15 protein-coding genes, 1 pseudogene and 2 other annotated features are annotated in these 16,264 nt (G+C 38.9%); of the genes and pseudogenes, 4 read left to right on the top strand and 12 right to left on the bottom strand.

Annotation, left to right across the window (positions count from 1 at the left end; all coding sequences use genetic code 11):
• Positions 1–134: 134 nt before the first annotated feature.
• From BPMYX0001_RS20065 to zapA, 4 genes are read right to left on the bottom strand one after another with little or no spacing between them, the layout of a single operon-like run.
• Entirely contained in the window at positions 135–2,495 is a 2,361-nt protein-coding gene (locus BPMYX0001_RS20065) for an endonuclease MutS2 (protein ID WP_006096207.1), read from the bottom strand.
• 21 nt (positions 2,496–2,516) lie between these two features.
• Complete coding sequence (polX, locus tag BPMYX0001_RS20060; RefSeq protein ID WP_006096206.1) at positions 2,517–4,235, bottom strand: DNA polymerase/3'-5' exonuclease PolX; 1,719 nt, start codon at positions 4,233–4,235, stop codon at positions 2,517–2,519.
• 54 nt (positions 4,236–4,289) lie between these two features.
• Positions 4,290–4,829, bottom strand: a complete 540-nt coding sequence (locus tag BPMYX0001_RS20055) for a CvpA family protein (RefSeq protein WP_003200894.1) — start codon at positions 4,827–4,829, stop codon at positions 4,290–4,292.
• 3 nt (positions 4,830–4,832) lie between these two features.
• Positions 4,833–5,102 (bottom strand): cell division protein ZapA, encoded by a 270-nt coding sequence (gene zapA, locus BPMYX0001_RS20050; protein WP_000082702.1) that lies wholly within the window; start codon positions 5,100–5,102, stop codon positions 4,833–4,835.
• Between the two features lie 124 nt (positions 5,103–5,226).
• Here zapA and rnhC point away from each other — a divergent pair, with 124 nt between their 5' ends.
• On the top strand, positions 5,227–6,165 hold the full coding sequence (gene rnhC, locus BPMYX0001_RS20045) for a ribonuclease HIII (protein ID WP_018781638.1): 939 nt from the start codon (positions 5,227–5,229) through the stop codon (positions 6,163–6,165).
• 92 nt (positions 6,166–6,257) lie between these two features.
• Here rnhC and BPMYX0001_RS31230 read toward each other — a convergent pair whose 3' ends face one another.
• The 3 genes from BPMYX0001_RS31230 to asnS form a co-directional block, all read right to left on the bottom strand.
• Positions 6,258–6,392 (bottom strand): YuzL family protein, encoded by a 135-nt coding sequence (locus tag BPMYX0001_RS31230; protein ID WP_006096204.1) that lies wholly within the window; start codon positions 6,390–6,392, stop codon positions 6,258–6,260.
• Between the two features lie 122 nt (positions 6,393–6,514).
• Positions 6,515–7,432, bottom strand: coding sequence for an SDR family oxidoreductase (locus BPMYX0001_RS20040; RefSeq protein WP_006096203.1), 918 nt, complete (start codon positions 7,430–7,432; stop codon positions 6,515–6,517).
• Positions 7,433–7,611: 179 nt separating this feature from the next.
• Positions 7,612–9,003, bottom strand: a complete 1,392-nt coding sequence (asnS, locus tag BPMYX0001_RS20035; RefSeq protein ID WP_006096202.1) for an asparagine--tRNA ligase — start codon at positions 9,001–9,003, stop codon at positions 7,612–7,614.
• Positions 9,004–9,055: 52 nt separating this feature from the next.
• Positions 9,056–9,308: a binding site (T-box leader), on the bottom strand.
• A 41-nt stretch (positions 9,309–9,349) separates the two neighbouring features.
• Between asnS and BPMYX0001_RS20030 the strand changes: the two genes are divergently transcribed.
• The gene (locus BPMYX0001_RS20030; protein ID WP_006096201.1) at positions 9,350–10,036 is read left to right on the top strand and encodes a hypothetical protein; all 687 of its coding nucleotides are present in this window, start codon (positions 9,350–9,352) and stop codon (positions 10,034–10,036) included.
• 87 nt (positions 10,037–10,123) lie between these two features.
• Here the strand turns inward: BPMYX0001_RS20030 and pheT are convergent, their stop codons facing one another.
• The 3 genes from pheT to BPMYX0001_RS20015 form a co-directional block, all read right to left on the bottom strand.
• Entirely contained in the window at positions 10,124–12,544 is a 2,421-nt protein-coding gene (pheT, locus tag BPMYX0001_RS20025) for a phenylalanine--tRNA ligase subunit beta (protein ID WP_006096200.1), read from the bottom strand.
• 18 nt (positions 12,545–12,562) lie between these two features.
• Positions 12,563–13,597, bottom strand: coding sequence for a phenylalanine--tRNA ligase subunit alpha (pheS, locus tag BPMYX0001_RS20020; protein ID WP_003200942.1), 1,035 nt, complete (start codon positions 13,595–13,597; stop codon positions 12,563–12,565).
• 43 nt (positions 13,598–13,640) lie between these two features.
• Positions 13,641–13,869, bottom strand: a binding site (T-box leader).
• A gap of 63 nt (positions 13,870–13,932) precedes the next feature.
• Positions 13,933–14,697, bottom strand: coding sequence for a TrmH family RNA methyltransferase (locus BPMYX0001_RS20015; protein ID WP_033799149.1), 765 nt, complete (start codon positions 14,695–14,697; stop codon positions 13,933–13,935).
• Between the two features lie 114 nt (positions 14,698–14,811).
• On the opposite strand from BPMYX0001_RS20015, the gene sspI reads away from it, so the two are divergent.
• Together sspI and BPMYX0001_RS20005 are read left to right on the top strand one after the other, a co-directional pair.
• Entirely contained in the window at positions 14,812–15,021 is a 210-nt protein-coding gene (sspI, locus tag BPMYX0001_RS20010) for a small acid-soluble spore protein SspI (protein WP_017153966.1), read from the top strand.
• A gap of 213 nt (positions 15,022–15,234) precedes the next feature.
• Entirely contained in the window at positions 15,235–15,819 is a 585-nt protein-coding gene (locus tag BPMYX0001_RS20005; protein WP_006096198.1) for an HD domain-containing protein, read from the top strand.
• A gap of 121 nt (positions 15,820–15,940) precedes the next feature.
• Here the strand turns inward: BPMYX0001_RS20005 and BPMYX0001_RS34755 are convergent.
• A pseudogene (locus BPMYX0001_RS34755) lies at positions 15,941–16,045 on the bottom strand (sigma-70 family RNA polymerase sigma factor); the annotation flags it as partial.
• A 17-nt stretch (positions 16,046–16,062) separates the two neighbouring features.
• Positions 16,063–16,221 carry a hypothetical protein gene (locus BPMYX0001_RS33250; RefSeq protein ID WP_006096197.1) on the bottom strand — a complete coding sequence of 53 codons (159 nt, stop codon included), beginning with the start codon at positions 16,219–16,221 and terminating at the stop codon, positions 16,063–16,065.
• Positions 16,222–16,264 lie beyond the last annotated feature (43 nt).

Below are 16,264 nucleotides of genomic sequence, written 5' to 3'. Positions count from 1 at the left end.
TGACGCTCCCTTACTTCGCAAAAACCACTAAATAAATAACCCCAATCACCAAAAATATTCCGCAACAAGCTAACAATACTTTTGCAAGTTTGTCCATAAACATATAATGGTTTCCCCTTTTGCTTGGTTTTGTGTTATTTTAATTCGACAACTGTTACGCCTAGGCCTCCCTCGCCCATGTCACCGTAACGGTAGTTTTTCACGCCGCGATGTTTTTTCAAGTAGTCTTGTACACCTTGGCGAAGTGCTCCTGTTCCTTTTCCGTGAATGATGGATACACGCGGATAGTTTGCAAGCTGTGCATCATCTAAATATTTTTCAACGCGCATCATCGCATTTTCAAAACGCTCGCCACGAAGGTCAAGCTCTAAGGAAACGTGATAGTCTCTTCCCTTAACAGTCGCGACTGCTTTCTTCTCAACCGGTTGTGGCGTATTAATGTACTCCATATCGGATTCTTTCACTTTCATCTTCAGAATACCAATTTGGACGTTCCACTCATTATCGCTTACTTTTTTCAGCAGCTGTCCTTTTTGACCGAATGTTAATACTTTCACTTCGTCGCCTGCTCGCAATTGTTGTTTTGGCGCTGTGTTTTTCACTTTTACTCTTTGTTTTTTCACAAGCTCTGGCGCTGCCCCTTCTAGACGACTTTTCGCTTCAATGAGCTCATGATCTTTCACGTTTGCAAGCTGCGCTTTACGCAGTTGACGAAGTTCATGAATGATACCTTCTGCTTCTTTTTTCGCAGCTTCTACTTTTTCTTCGCCCTCTTTTTGCGCTTTTAATAATCTTTCATCACGCTCATCGTTAAATTCAATGATTTGACGCTGTAATTCACGATGAAGTTTTTCAGATTGTTTACGATGCTCTTCTGCTTCGTTCCATTCGCGCTCTGCATTTTTTTGACTTTCTTCTAGCTTCGCAATCATATTTTCGATTTTATTCGTATCTGTACCAATATGATTACGAGCACGGTCAATCACGCGATCAGATAATCCAAGGCGTTTGGAAATTTCAAAAGCGTTACTGCGTCCTGGTACACCGATTAATAATTTATACGTTGGGCTTAATGTATTTACATCAAACTCAACACTTGCGTTAATAACTTGTTCACGATTGTAACCATATGCTTTTAGCTCTGGATAATGCGTTGTTGCGACAACGCGCGCTCCGCGGTTGTATACTTCATCTAAGATTGAAATGGCAAGCGCAGCCCCTTCTTGTGGGTCTGTTCCGGCACCTAATTCATCGAATAATACTAAGCTTTCAAAGTCAGCTTTTTCTAAAATATCTACAATGTTCACCATATGTGAGGAGAACGTACTTAAGCTTTGTTCAATCGATTGTTCATCACCGATATCAGCAAAAATGTTTTTAAACACACAAATCTCAGATTCGTCTAATACTGGAATATGAAGGCCAGATTGCGCCATTAATACACAGATACCGACTGTTTTTAATGTAACTGTCTTACCACCTGTATTCGGACCTGTAATAACGATTGTTGTGAAGTCTTTACCAAGCATAATATCGTTTGGCACAATGATTTCCGGGTCGATAAGCGGATGACGTGCTTGTCTTAAATTCATATAGCGTTCATTATTTACAATTGGTTTTGTAGCTTTGATTCGCTTTGCATAAAATGCTCTCGCAAAAATGAAATCAAGATTCGCAATAACCTCTACGTTTGCTAATACAGTATCTGCTTCTAGTGCTACTTCTTCTGTTAACACCATTAAGATGCGCTCTACTTCTTGTTTTTCTTTCACGCGTGCTTCTTGCAATGCGTTATTTAGTTCCACAATGACTTGTGGCTCAATAAATAACGTTTGTCCAGATGCCGATTGGTCATGAACAATACCACCATAAACACCGCGGTATTCTTGCTTCACAGGAATTACATAGCGATCATTACGAATTGTTACGATTGCATCTGATAGCATCTTCTGTGCATTAGAAGATCGCGTCATATTTTCAAGTTTCTCACGAATGCGGCTTTCCGCAGTACGGATTTGGTTACGGATACCGCGCAGTTTATCACTGGCACTATCAACTACTTCGCCACCATCACCAATGCAGCTTGTAATTTTCTTTTCTAAATCATATAGAGACACAATTTGCGCCACATAGGTTTCTAAGATTGGAAGCTCTACGCCATTATCAACCATATCTTCAATAAATCGCTTCATTTGGCGGCTACCATACATCGTACTTGCAATATCAAGAAGTTCATGTGGACTTAACATACTTCCAATTTTCGCACGTTTTACATTTGGACGAATATCAAAAATCCCACCGAGCGGCACATGTCCTTTTAAGCGAATGACTTTTGCTGCTTCATCCGTTGTCTCTTGCATTTCTACAATTTCTTCAAAATCTGTACTTGGCACAAGGCTCTTCACTTTATCACGACCAAGTGAAGAAGCAACATGCTCAAGTAATTGTTCTTTTACTTTGTTATATTCTAATACACGCAACGTTCGTTCTAACATAAGTTGCCTGTCCCCCTTGTGTTACTTATTCCGTTTAATAAAATCTAATAAACGTTTAATATCCCATGTGTTAATCACAGTATCTTTTTGAATCCAGCCTTTACGTGCTGCCGCTACACCTGTTTCCATATCTTCTAACATTTCAAGTGTATGAGCATCGGTATTAATTGCTACTTTCACACCAGCATCTTGCGCTTGCTTTAGTAATTTTGCGCTTAAATCTAATCGGTTCGGATTCGCATTTAACTCTAAAACTGTATCTGTTTCTTTCGCAAGTTCAATGAGTAAATCTGTATCTACATCATACCCTTCGCGTCGTCCAAGGAGACGACCTGTTGGGTGGGCAATCATTGTAACATGCTTATTTTCAATTGCTGTGCGCAAACGTTTCATAATCGTTTCACGGTCTTGTGAGAAACTAGAGTGGATTGCACCAATTACATAATCAAGTTCTGCTAATACTTCATCATCAAAATCTAGCGTTGCATCTGGTAAAATGTCCATTTCGATTCCGCGTAAAATTGTGATATCCGGGTATTTTTCGTTAATGCGCTCAATCTCTTTTCCTTGTTCACGAAGACGCTCTTTCGTTAAACCATTTGCTACTTTCAAATATTGCGAGTGATCAGTAATTGCCATAAATTTATACCCACGCCCTCGGCACGCTTGTACCATTTCTTCAATGGAAAAAGCACCGTCGCTCCATGTTGTATGCATATGTAAATCACCTTGTATGTCAGAGAACTGAATTAAATTCGGATATTCTTTAATTAATTCGACCTCTTTTCCATCTTCACGTACTTCTGGTGGAATGAACGGCAATCCAAAATGAGCAAAAAATGCTTCTTCTGTTTCAAACGTCTTCACTTCACCCGTTTCTAAGTTTTCCACACCGTACTCACTAATCTTTTCACCTTTATCTTTCGCAATTTGGCGCATTCTTACGTTATGATCTTTTGAACCTGTGAAATGATGAAGAGTTGTAATAAATTCCTCAGGTTTTACAAGACGGAAATCAATCGAAATATCATATTCATATTGAAGTCGAACGGATACTTTTGTATCACCGCTTGCAATGACTTCAATCATATTATCAAACTGTAATAAATGTTCACGTACCGCTGCTGGCTCTGTCGTTGCGATGATGAAATCTAAATCTTTCACTGTTTCGCGAACGCGTCGTAAACTACCAGCGCGAGAGAATCGAACAATTTCCTGGATATTCGACAATTTCTCTTCTATTTCCCCGGCAATAGGTAGGACCATTGCAATCGGTAAACGCTCTGGACGAGATCCAACTTGAGCAATCGCTTCTAATATTTTCTCTTCCGTTTTCTTACCGAACCCTGCTAATACCTGTACTTTATTTTCTTCACAAGCCCTTTGCAATGTTTCCATATCAATAATGCCAAGCTCTTTGTACAACTTTGCTACTTTCTTGCCACCAAGCCCCGGTAATTTTAATAATGGTAATAGGCTGCTCGGCACTTCTTTTTCAAGTTCCTCCAATACTTCTGAAGTTCCCGCTTCAATATATTCTTGAATAACTGCCGCTGTTCCTTTTCCAATGCCCGGAATCTTTGTAAAATCTTCAATTTCAGAAAGACTACGATCATCGCTTTCTAATGCTGCTGCCGCTTTACGAAATGCGGATATTTTAAATGGATTTGCGCCCTTAAGTTCCATAAAAAGGCCGATTGTCTCCAGTAATTTAATCACTTGTTTTTTATTTACTTTCATTCTTGCCCCGCCTTTCTTTCATAGAAAAAACTTCTCTTTCAGAGAAAAGAGAAGTTATACTTTGCTACCTGTCTGCCATAGTTCCTTCACCTTTTCAGAAAGAATCGGTGTATCGTCTACAATTATTTTGCTGATTGATGATTTTTGCAGTGGCGTTTGTACTTGTTCAATCGGAAGAATTGTTCCAATAATAATTAAGACAAACAAAATAATGTACACTTCTAAAAAGCCAAGAAGTGCCCCAGCAAACGCATTCACCTGTTTTATAACTGGGATTTCTGTAAACATATTCAGCAAATTCCCAAGCAATGAAAGTGCGATTCTTGTAATAATAAATAATACAATGAACGCAATTGCTTGATAGAATACTGCTTCGATATTATTCGCATCAATCCATTCTGGAACAGATACATTCTTATCAAATGGATATGGAATAAATTTCTCAAACGTTGGTGCTAAATCTTTGCAGTACCAGTATGCAACAAGGTATGCGATAATAAAGCTTGTTAACTTTACAAGTTGCAGGACAAATCCTCTTTTTAAACCAAGGAAAAATCCCATAACAAGCAGTAAAATGATAATAATATCAATCATGTTTTATTCCATTCCTTTTTTTGTCATACTTTCTTTCAATTTTTCATGTTCATCTTTTAATTTTATGTAATCGTGTATGACGTTTACCGCCGTCAATACCGCTAGTCTACTCGTATCAAGCGAAGGATTCTTGGCATTGAGTTCGCGCATTTTATCATCCACAATCGCTGCTACCATGCGGATATGACTTGTACTTTCATCGCCAACAACTGAATATTGTTGACCATAGATTTCTACATTAATTCGACTTTTATTTCCCTTTTGTTGTGACAACTCACCGGCCTCCAATCACGTACAGAATCCTAAAGTTTATCATACCATGAACAATCATAATATGGAAACAGAAAGAACAATCCGATATGATAAAAATAACAATATAAAAAAAGGAGCGACTACTTTGTCAAATTCTATCGTAATCCAAACAAGTTCTAGAGCAATTGAAGACATGAAACAGCAGTATAAACAAGCTATTAGCCCAAAAGTTCCGCAAGGCGGTGTCTTTATGGCAAAAGTCCCATCTTGTACAATTACAGCCTATAAATCAGGTAAAGTAATGTTTCAAGGTATTCGTGCTCAGGAAGAAGCTGCACGTTGGCAAAATGTTTCTCAAGCACCTAAATCTTCTGTTAAGAAAACAGCAAATTCACACCGCTATGCTCCGCCTTCTTCCATTGGAACAATGTCTATAGCAGGATCCGATGAAGTAGGTACTGGAGATTACTTCGGACCGATGACAGTTGTTGCTGTATATGTAGATGCAAAGCAAATTCCATTGTTAAAAGAACTTGGTGTAAAAGACTCTAAAAATTTAAACGATGCGCAAATTGCTGAAATTGCAAAGCAACTACTTAGCGTTGTTCCTTACAGCTCTCTCGTTTTGCATAATGAAAAATATAACGAACTGTTCGAAAAAGGGAACAATCAAGGTAAACTAAAAGCGCTCTTACACAATAAAGCTCTTACAAATTTACTAAAAAAGATTGCGCCGACAAAGCCAGAAGGCATCCTAATTGACCAATTTACACAACCTGATACATATTATAAATACTTAACAAAACAAAAAGAAGTACAGCGTGAAAACGTGTATTTTGCAACCAAAGGCGAAAGTGTCCATTTAGCAGTTGCCGCAGCTTCCATTTTAGCTCGTTACTCATTCGTAAAACAGTTTGATGAACTAAGTAAAAAAGCAGGTATGCCACTTCCGAAAGGAGCGGGCAAGCAAGTTGATATTGCCGCAGCTAAATTGATTCAAAAACTAGGAAAAGAACACCTTCCTGAGTTTGTAAAACTTCACTTTGCAAATACGGAAAAAGCATTTCGTTTGTTGAAAAAATAGCTATTTTTTAGTATCGACAATATATAAATAAACTAAACAAAATAAAAACATATAAATAAGAGTAGTCGACATGACTACTCTTATTTATATGTTTAGCTTCGTTTTTGCCTCTTATTTGATGAAGGTACTTTAAAGGAACCCGTTTCGTATGTTGTAGTTCCTTGACCTTCAACTTGCGGAGAACCAAGACCTGCTCTAGAAGGATCTTTTTTTACTTTTTTACCCATTTTGTTCACCCCCAACGTTACTTTTTGCTTAGAGGTGAGAAACTATGCAGCCTAACAATCAGAATATACACTGCTTACTCAAGCAATAGAAAATCGCTCTTCCACTTTCATTTCTATTAACGCTAAGTGTACTTTCCTGAGGAACGAGTCTGTTCTTCACTAATATCCCATAGACGCTTTGCGGCATCCATATCCAATGCAACCTCAGATGGTGTTTTCACTTGCCTATCGGCATAGTAACCGCCACTATGTTTGGTAACATCGATTGCTTCTGCCAGCCACACTAAAGTTTCAGCGCCCTCTTCAGGAGTACGAGAGAAAGGTTTCATTGCTGCCATAGTTAAGCGAGCTACAAAACCATTATCCTGATTGAAATTCGTGGCCACCAGTCCCGGGTCGAAGCAGTAAGCTGTGACACCTGTTCCCTCTAGCCGCCGTGCCAACTCAGAAGTGAATAAAATGTTAGCCAGTTTTGTTTGCCCATAACGCATCGTAGGACCACCCATTAATTTCTTAACACCACGATAAAGTTGTTCTGCATCTAAATCACTGAAATCAATTCCCTTTTTAGCCATTTTATGACCATGAGATGCGGTAGTAATGACGCGAGCAGGGGCACTTTCCTTTAAACGATCAAGCAGCAAATTAGTAAGTAGAAATGGACCTAAATGGTTAACCGCCCAGGTCATCTCCAAACCGTCCTCCGTAAGTTGCCGTGTTTGAAATAAAGCACCCGCATTATTAGCTAATATATCTATTCTAGGGCACTTTTCTAAAATATCAGTAGCTACTTGGCGTATAGACCGCTGGGAAGCCATATCAGCTAGAAATACGTCTACCACTGTATTCCCATCCGCTAAACCCTTAATTTGAGTCACAATATCATTTACTTTTGCTTCATTACGTGCAATGATTCCTAGCTTGGCACCACGCTCCGCAAGTACCTTAGCTGCCGCTAGCCCAATACCACTTGTCGCGCCAGTGATTACTACATACTTGTCACGCACCGTCCACTCTAAACGACTGGTAATTCCCCCCATCACCACAAAACCCCTCTCACGATTTTCATAATTGTTTCATTCGTTTTACTATATATGAAATGAAAAGGGAACTATGAACAATATTTTTTATCCTATCTCAAAATACTTTATAGATTTGAGCTCTGGTTACATCCTCTTCTAAATAAAAAAGCGAGAGCAATTGCTCTCGCTTTTTTATCTTAAAACTCCGAAGAACCTGGAGTTCTTGGGAATGGAATTACGTCACGGATGTTCGCCATACCAGTGATGTACATTAGGAAACGTTCGAAACCTAGACCGAATCCAGCGTGTTTTGTACCGCCATATTTTCTAAGTTCTAAGTACCACCAATAGTCTTCTTCATTCATGCCTAATTCTTTAATTCTATCTACTAAAACATCCATTCTTTCTTCACGTTGGCTACCGCCGATTAATTCGCCGATGCCAGGAACTAGAAGGTCAGTAGCAGCTACTGTTTTACCGTCATCATTCATACGCATGTAGAATGCTTTAATGTCTTTCGGATAGTCAGTTACGAATACAGGGCGTTTGAAGATTTCTTCTGACAAGTATCTTTCGTGCTCTGTTTGTAAATCAATACCCCATTCTACTGGATATTTGAAGTCTGCACCTGACTCTTGAAGCACTTTAATTGCTTCTGTATATGTGATACGGCCGAAGTCAGAGTTAATTACGTTGTTCATGCGCTCTAGAACTGTTTTATCGACAAAGCTGTTGAAGAATTCCATCTCTTCTGGTGCATGCTCTAGTACATATTTCATTGCATATTTCAGCATATCTTCTGTAAGATCCATTACATCTTCAAGTTCAGCGAATGCAATCTCAGGCTCCACCATCCAGAACTCAGCTGCGTGGCGAGTTGTGTTTGAGTTTTCTGCGCGGAATGTAGGTCCGAATGTGTATACATCACGGAACGCTAATGCATAAGCTTCCGCATTAAGCTGTCCACTTACTGTTAAGTTTGTTTCTTTTCCGAAGAAGTCTTTTGATTCATCAACTTTTCCGTCTTCACCTTTTGGCAAGTTGTTCATATCTTGCGTTGTTACGCGGAACATTTCGCCCGCACCTTCTGTATCACTACCAGTAATAATTGGTGTGTGAACATGTACGAATCCACGCTCTTGGAAGAATTGGTGGATTGCAAACGCTGCGATAGAACGCACGCGGAATGTTGCAGAGAATGCATTTGTTCTTGGACGTAAATGAGCGATTGTACGTAAGTATTCAAACGTGTGACGCTTCTTTTGAAGTGGGTAATCAGAATCTGATAAGCCCTCGATGTCAATTTTTTCTGCTTTAATTTCAAATGGTTGCTTCGCTCCAGGGGTTGCAACTAGCTTACCTTCTACTTTAACTGAAGAGCTAAGTGGAAGTTTTGCAATTTCTTTGAAGTTATCTAATTCTGTATCGAAAACGATTTGAACGCTTTTGAAGAAGCTACCATCGTTTAATTCGATGAAACCAAATGCTTTTGAATCACGTAAGTTACGAATCCAACCTGATACTTGTACTGTTTGATCTGCGTATTTATCTGTATCTCTATACAGACTTTTTACTAATGTGTTTTCCATAGTGAAATTCTCCTTTGCTGATATATTTGAATACAAAAAAACCTTTCATCCATAAAGGGACGAAAGGTTAAACTTCGCGGTACCACCCAATTTGTCATAAAGACCAACTTTAACTCGTATGTATGTACATACTTCCCGGTTTGTAACAGGCCGGCTTCCCGTCTAAGTCTACTCTTGAATATAAGATTCAATTTCGGTTAGCAACTCCAAGGTGTTCTTCATATATACCGCCTCATCAGGCTCTCACCGTCCCTGACTCGCTATGGATTATAGTATATACTACTTTTCCTTATCATCGTCTTTCATTTTGTTAAACTAAAATTAATGTACTACATTCGAGGGAAAGATGCAAGTTGTTGTTGAGCGCACCACACAGCTTGTCCCCCCAGCACTTGCAAATACCGTTACCTTCACACAAACGGTTGAAGCGGATATTGAAAGCGTAATCCCAGAAAAAGTTGTAATCTGTGGGGTAGTTCATAAAACTTTAACTTACACTGCTGTTTTAGAAAATGGCACTCTAGTACCGGGTTTTCAAGTTTTCGACGATATCCCTTTTCAATGTGTTATTGACCGCGAAGATGCCAATGAAGGAGACCTTTTCGAAGTCACGGGTGTAGCAATTCTTGGACAAGTTTCTGCCCAAGAACAAAATTTTGGATTTATAAACGACTTGCGAGTTGCTTTTAAATTCCAAGAAAAAGAGATCGTCAAAGTCTGCATTAGAAGACTAGGAGTAACTGGTACTGAAGTAGCTATTGGACTAGGATTTACAAGTGCAGATTGTAACGTTCCCGTTGTTGCACCAGGTCGTTTGTTAGTGAATGGCATTGGATTTGCAGGAATACCAGTTTCTTTCACAATACAAGGTGCAGCAACTGTCTCTCCAACTACAGTTTTTACAGAAGCAGATGGATTCTTCCACACTACCGTCACTGCTTTTGGACCTGGAGATATAACCCTTATAGCTTCAGGTACAGTAAATGGGGTTCCTTTCTTCGGAGAAGTAACCACCCCTTCACCTTGCGTGTGATGAAATGAAGATTCCATCAGCGGAATTTGAACAAGTTGCGCAAGTGAAAAAAAATAATAAAAAAGCAGCCAAATGGCTGCTTTTTTATTATTTACGTAACTCCGCACCAAATTTCTCTTCTACCACCGCTAATACACGGCTATGTGCTTCTGTCACTTCTTCATCTGTTAATGTACGCTCTGGGTCGAAGTAGTTCATAGAGAATGCAAGTGATTTCTTGCCTTCTTCCATTTTTTCACCTTCGTATAAGTCGAATAGTGTTACTTCTTTTAGAAGTTCTCCACCTGCTTCTGCAATTACTTGCTTCATTTCGCCAGCTTTTACTTCCGTATTTACTACAACTGCCATATCACGTGTCATAGATGGGAAACGTGGAATTGCTGAGTAGTAAGTTTCTTCTGTATCAGCAGCAAATACTTTTACTAGAGACAATTCGAATACGAACGTATCTTTCACATCTAATTGTTTTTGTGCTTCTGGGTGTAACTGACCGATGAAACCTATCACTTCTTCGTCTAGTAAGATATCAGCTGTACGGCCTGGGTGCATACCTTCACGTTTTGTTGGTAGGTATGTGATATTGTTTGAAACGCCAAGTACGTCGAACAATCCTTCTAATACACCTTTTGCAACGAAGAAATCAACAACTTTCTTCTCACCTTGCCATGCATGATGAAGTGCAAGACCTGTCATAACACCAGCAAGATGTTGTTCTTCTTTCGGAAGCTCGCCTTCTGCTGTTGGTAGGAAGATAGAACCTACTTCATATAATGCAACACTGTCGTTTTTACGAGCGTTGTTATATGAAACTGCTTCTAACAATTGTGGTACTAAGCTTAAACGAAGTTGGCTGCGCTCTTCACTCATTGGAAGCGCAAGATTAACAGGAGCTTTTTCGTTCGGCTCAACCATATATTGTTTTGCTTTATCAACGCTTGTTAATGAATACGTAATCGCTTCATATAAGCCAGCACCTTCTAAGTAACGACGTACTTTACGACGTTTTGCTTGCGCTACTGTTAATTTACCACGTGTCATTGTACCAGTTGGTAGTGTAACTGGAATATGATCGTAGCCGTACAGACGACCTACTTCTTCTACTAAGTCTTCTGCAATTGTAATATCAGGACGACGTACTGGTACGTTTACATGGAATGTTCCTTCTACTTCTGTAAATGGGAATTTCAAGTTTGTAAAGATTGTACCCATTTCACTTGCAGAGATGTCTGTACCTAATACACGGTTTACTTTTTCAGCTGTAACAGATACTGTACGCTCTTGTACTTGTAAGTTATCAACTTCTACTACACCTTCAAGTGCTTCACCACCAGCATATTTCGCCATTAAAGCTGCTGCATGTTGAATTGCTTCAAATGTACGTGTTGGATCAATTCCTTTTTCAAAACGTGCACTTGATTCACTGCGAAGACCTAAATCTTTTGATGTGCGGCGCACTGTTTGCCCTGCAAAGTATGCAGACTCGATCAGAACGTTTACTGTATCGTTGTCAACTTCAGATTCAGCCCCACCCATTACACCAGCAACAGCCAATGCTTTTGTACCGTTTGTAATAACAAGGTGATGCTCTTGTAGTGTACGCTCTTGATCGTCTAATGTTTGAATCTTTTCGCCTTCTTTTGCAAGACGAACAATGATTTCTTTTGAACCTAATTTATCATAGTCAAATGCATGTAATGGTTGACCATATTCAATTAAAATGTAGTTTGTAATATCAACTACGTTGCTAATTGGACGAATACCCGCTGCCATAAGGCGCGTTTGCATCCACATTGGTGATGGACCTACCTTTACGTTTTTCACCATTTTTGCGATATATAATGGATTTTGCTCTGTTGCTTCTACACTCACAGAAATATAGTCAGAAGTTTTTTCTTCTACCTCTTGTAAGTCAGCGGCTGGTAGTTTCACTTCGCGGCCATAAATAGCAGCTACTTCATATGCAACACCTAACATGTTTAAGCAATCAGCACGATTTGGTGTTAAACCAAGCTCGAGTACTTCATCATGTAAGTTTAAGATTTCAAGTGCATCTGCACCAACTTCAGCGTCACTTGGGAAGATGAAGATACCATCTGCATAATCTTTCGCAACTAATTTACCATCAATACCAAGCTCTTGTAGGGCACAAACCATACCGTGAGAAGCTTCGCCGCGTAGTTTTGCTTTTTTAATTTTGAAGTTACCAGGAAGAACCGCGCCAACTTTCGCAACTGGTACTTTTAAACCTTTTGCAATGTTAGGAGCACCGCAAATGATTTGTACTGGTTCTTCTTCACCGATGTCGATTAGACATTTGCTTAATTTATCAGCTTCTGGGTGTTTTTCACATTCTAATACGTGACCAACCACAACACCTTTTACACCTTTATTTAATACTTCAACGCCTTCTACTTCGATACCACTTTTCGTGATTTTATCTGCTAGTTCTTGTGCCGTTACATCTTTAATATCTACATATTCTTGTAACCAACGATATGATACGAACATATTTATCCTCTCCTTCCCTTACGCTCGTTTGAATTGTTGTAAGAAACGTACATCATTTGTATAGAAATGGCGAATGTCATCAACGCCGTATTTTAACATTGCGATACGCTCTGCACCCATACCGAATGCGAAACCTTGATATTCTTTTGAATCATAGCCAGCCATTTCAAGTACGTTTGGATGAACCATACCTGCACCTAAAATTTCAATCCATCCTGTTCCTTTACAAGTGCCGCAACCTTTTCCGTGACACATCATACAAGAAATATCCATCTCAACAGATGGTTCTGTGAATGGGAAGAAACTTGGACGAAGACGAATTTCACGGTCTTCACCGAACATCTTTTTCACGAATACTTGCAATGTACCTTTTAAATCACTCATACGAATATTCTTGTCAATTACAAGACCTTCAATTTGCATGAACTGATGTGAATGCGTCGCATCGTCATCATCACGGCGATACACTTTACCAGGACAAATAATTTTAATTGGACCTTTTTCTTTATTATTTTCCATTGTTCTTGCTTGCACAGAAGATGTATGTGTGCGTAGCAATGTTTCTTCTGTAATGTAAAATGTATCTTGCATATCACGCGCTGGGTGATCTTTCGGTAAGTTTAATGCTTCGAAATTGTAGTAGTCTTTCTCTACTTCTGTTCCTTCAGCTACTTCATACCCCATACCGATAAATACATCTTCAATTTGTTCAACAACCGCTGTTAACGGATGATGACAACCTGTTTCTACAGGACGGCCTGGTAATGTAACATCAATTGTTTCAGATGCTAATTTCGCTTCAATTACTGCTTTTTCGATATTGTTAATTTTGTCTTCTAAACGCGTTTGAATTGCTTCACGTACTTCATTTACTAATGCTCCCATACGTGGACGCTCTTCTGGAGATAATTTCCCCATGCCGCGTAATACTTCTGTAATCGGACCTTTTTTTCCTAAATACGCTACGCGTACATCGTTTAAGCCCTTTAGCTCTTTCGCTTCTTCAATCAGCTCTAACGCTTTTTGCTTTAGCTCTTTTAAACGTGCTTCCATTTGGAACCCTCCTAATTTTAAAAATAAAAAAACCTCGCTCCCAAAAAGGGACGAGGTAAATTCGCGGTACCACCCTAAATTGACAGAACAAGTCTGTCCACTCAATTAGTTATAACGGCTTGTTAGGCCGGAACGCCTTTACATATCAATGGTCCTGGCGTCAACTCCAGAGGTGAATTCACTTCCGTCTACCATAAGAATGCTTTCAGTCTACGGCACTCTCTCCCTATATGGCGATTTTGCAAGCTACTCTTCTCTATCAACGTCTTTTCATTATTTCACTTTTATTATATGTTCATCATGAACATGTACTTCAACTTATTATAAGAAGTTTTTTATCGATTCGCAACCGGGCTTTGTAAATAATATGTTAAAATCCCAGCAGCAACCGCGACATTTAATGATTCTGCCCCGCCGTAAATCGGAATATACAAGTTTTGATCACATTTTGCAAGAACCTCTTGGCGTACACCATTTCCTTCGTTTCCTACAATTAATGCAAAACTTCCTGCCGGTGTTACTTCACCATATGGAACTCCGTTTTCAAGAGCGGTTCCGTATACAGGAACGTTCTTTTCTTTTAACTTATCTACCCATTCTTCTAAGTTTCCTTTCACAATTGGTAAATGAAAGATAGAGCCTTGTGTAGAGCGAAGTACTTTACTATTATAAGCATCCACGCATCCTTCTCCAAGCACAACGGCATGAATACCAGCTGCATCTGCTGTACGAATAATTGTTCCTAAATTACCTGGGTCTTGTAGGCCATCTAATAATAGAAATTTCCCATCTGTAAGAGCGATTTCTTTCTCATGCTTCTCACAAACAGCAAATACACCTTGCGTCGTTTCTGTTTCACGAAGTACCTTTACAATTGCTTCCGGCACAATATACATTTCAACATCAGTAACCGTCCAATCTTTCGGAAGATCTGTCTGATCTGAGACGATAAGTTCTGTTATAACTCCTGCTTTTAAAGCTTCCTCTACTAAATGAAATCCTTCTACAAAGAATAAACCTTTTTTATCGCGCTCTTTTTTCGTCTGCAGCTTTTTCCACTGCTTTACGCGCGGATTTTGTACTGAATCAATGTTTTTCATTCTATGCATTCCCTCTCTTCTTGTCTTCTCATTATAGCCTATTTTTTATACATATTTACATAAAAAAGAACAAAAACTAACGTCAGTTTCAATTCAGAAGAAGAGGTGAAAGTGATGAACTTTAATTTACGCGGCGCTGTATTAGCAAACGTTGCAGGAAATACACAAGGCGAATTACAAGAAACAATTGTAGAAGCAATTCAAAGTGGTGAAGAAAAAATGCTTCCAGGTCTTGGTGTTTTATTTGAAGTGATTTGGCAAAATGCCGACGAAAATGGAAAGCATGAGATGTTAGAGACACTTGAGCAAGGGTTAAAAAAATAAGGCATAGGAAGTCACCTTAGCTTGAGCTAGGGTGACTTTTATGTTAGCAACAATCTCCCCAATTCTTCCATTCTTAGAAACTGTCACCACCTCTTTCCTAAACATTTCTACTTTACTAACACAGGCATGATGGAGTAAAATATTCAAAATATATTTACGTCTATCTTTTTGTTTCCATCATACACATCAACGAATAAAAGGAGTGAATGTTTTATGCGCCGTATCACGCTTGAACAAATTTTCCAACATCACATCGCACAAAAATATATAAACCGTTCCGGAATGGTCCACGCGATCGCCGTCGCTTACCATGCGTTTCACTTAGCAAAAAAGCATCACGCCTCAGTCGATGCTGCAACAAAGGCTGGTTTTCTTCATGATATAGGACATCATACATGGTACACAGGCGGAGAATGGGACTATGAATTGTATAAAAAGAATGATATACATGCGATTAAAGGAGCGGAACGAGCTCATAAATTACTAATTCGATTAGGAGAACATCCAAAACAAGCAAAGGAAATTTCTGTTGCGATTCTCTTGCACACAGATTCCTTTTTACTAGCACAAACGCTTGAAAGAACACCGTTACAAAATATTATTAAGTGGGCGGACGAAGCAGATGAAGAACCAGGTGGAGCACATCACTATCGAACAATCTCTTATGGAAAAGCATTGAAAGCAATTCAGCGATTAGATCGAATGGTAGAGCGTGAATTACAAAAACAACAACCAGCGTCCCTTGCTCGTATTTCTGTAAATAAAAGAAAAGAACAGAGCGAATTTGTTAAACAGTAATATATTTTTAATATACCGGATTGGCAATCCATACAACATCCATCACACATATAAGTGAATGGAATTAGGATAATCATAAATTGAATTATAAAAGAGGCACCGCTACATAGCGATACCTCTTTTATGATTTTACAACAACTTCAAACACTTCCTTATTTAACACTTTTCGGTAATCTATTTTCTTTTCTCCCTCTTCACCTGATGTGACTGTGGGTGTAAAAACAATTTATATCAGACTATATTCTATTTTTCAATGTTCCCCCGAATAACTAACTGTATATCATCCATACATTCTTCATGTGCGTCGTCTAAAGAAATTAAATGCTTTTGAATAAATACCTTTGATGAGTCCACCCTATCAATAACGAAATATCGTACTTTTCCATTTTGTTTCTTAATCATTCATTTCCAACTTTAAATATCTGATTATTATGTAATATTAGAC

The organism is Bacillus pseudomycoides DSM 12442 (assembly GCF_000161455.1).
GTDB lineage: Bacteria > Bacillota > Bacilli > Bacillales > Bacillaceae_G > Bacillus_A > Bacillus_A pseudomycoides.
Note: the sequence above shows the minus strand (reverse complement) of the source record. Positions and strands in the feature narration are given on the sequence as shown.

What these genes read in the sequence shown, in the direction of transcription:
- asnS (WP_006096202.1), bottom strand. Translation starts at nt 9,003, where the DNA reads ATGGAAAACACATTAGTAAAAAGTCTGTATAGAGATACAGATAAATAC.
- BPMYX0001_RS20055 (WP_003200894.1), bottom strand. Translation starts at nt 4,829, where the DNA reads ATGATTGATATTATTATCATTTTACTGCTTGTTATGGGATTTTTCCTT.
- sspI (WP_017153966.1), top strand. Translation starts at nt 14,812, where the DNA reads ATGAACTTTAATTTACGCGGCGCTGTATTAGCAAACGTTGCAGGAAAT.
- pheT (WP_006096200.1), bottom strand. Translation starts at nt 12,544, where the DNA reads ATGTTCGTATCATATCGTTGGTTACAAGAATATGTAGATATTAAAGAT.
- BPMYX0001_RS20040 (WP_006096203.1), bottom strand. Translation starts at nt 7,432, where the DNA reads ATGGGGGGAATTACCAGTCGTTTAGAGTGGACGGTGCGTGACAAGTAT.
- BPMYX0001_RS20005 (WP_006096198.1), top strand. Translation starts at nt 15,235, where the DNA reads ATGCGCCGTATCACGCTTGAACAAATTTTCCAACATCACATCGCACAA.
- BPMYX0001_RS31230 (WP_006096204.1), bottom strand. Translation starts at nt 6,392, where the DNA reads ATGGGTAAAAAAGTAAAAAAAGATCCTTCTAGAGCAGGTCTTGGTTCT.
- BPMYX0001_RS20030 (WP_006096201.1), top strand. Translation starts at nt 9,350, where the DNA reads ATGCAAGTTGTTGTTGAGCGCACCACACAGCTTGTCCCCCCAGCACTT.
- pheS (WP_003200942.1), bottom strand. Translation starts at nt 13,597, where the DNA reads ATGGAAGCACGTTTAAAAGAGCTAAAGCAAAAAGCGTTAGAGCTGATT.
- polX (WP_006096206.1), bottom strand. Translation starts at nt 4,235, where the DNA reads ATGAAAGTAAATAAAAAACAAGTGATTAAATTACTGGAGACAATCGGC.
- BPMYX0001_RS20065 (WP_006096207.1), bottom strand. Translation starts at nt 2,495, where the DNA reads ATGTTAGAACGAACGTTGCGTGTATTAGAATATAACAAAGTAAAAGAA.
- BPMYX0001_RS33250 (WP_006096197.1), bottom strand. Translation starts at nt 16,221, where the DNA reads ATGATTAAGAAACAAAATGGAAAAGTACGATATTTCGTTATTGATAGG.
- BPMYX0001_RS20015 (WP_033799149.1), bottom strand. Translation starts at nt 14,697, where the DNA reads ATGAAAAACATTGATTCAGTACAAAATCCGCGCGTAAAGCAGTGGAAA.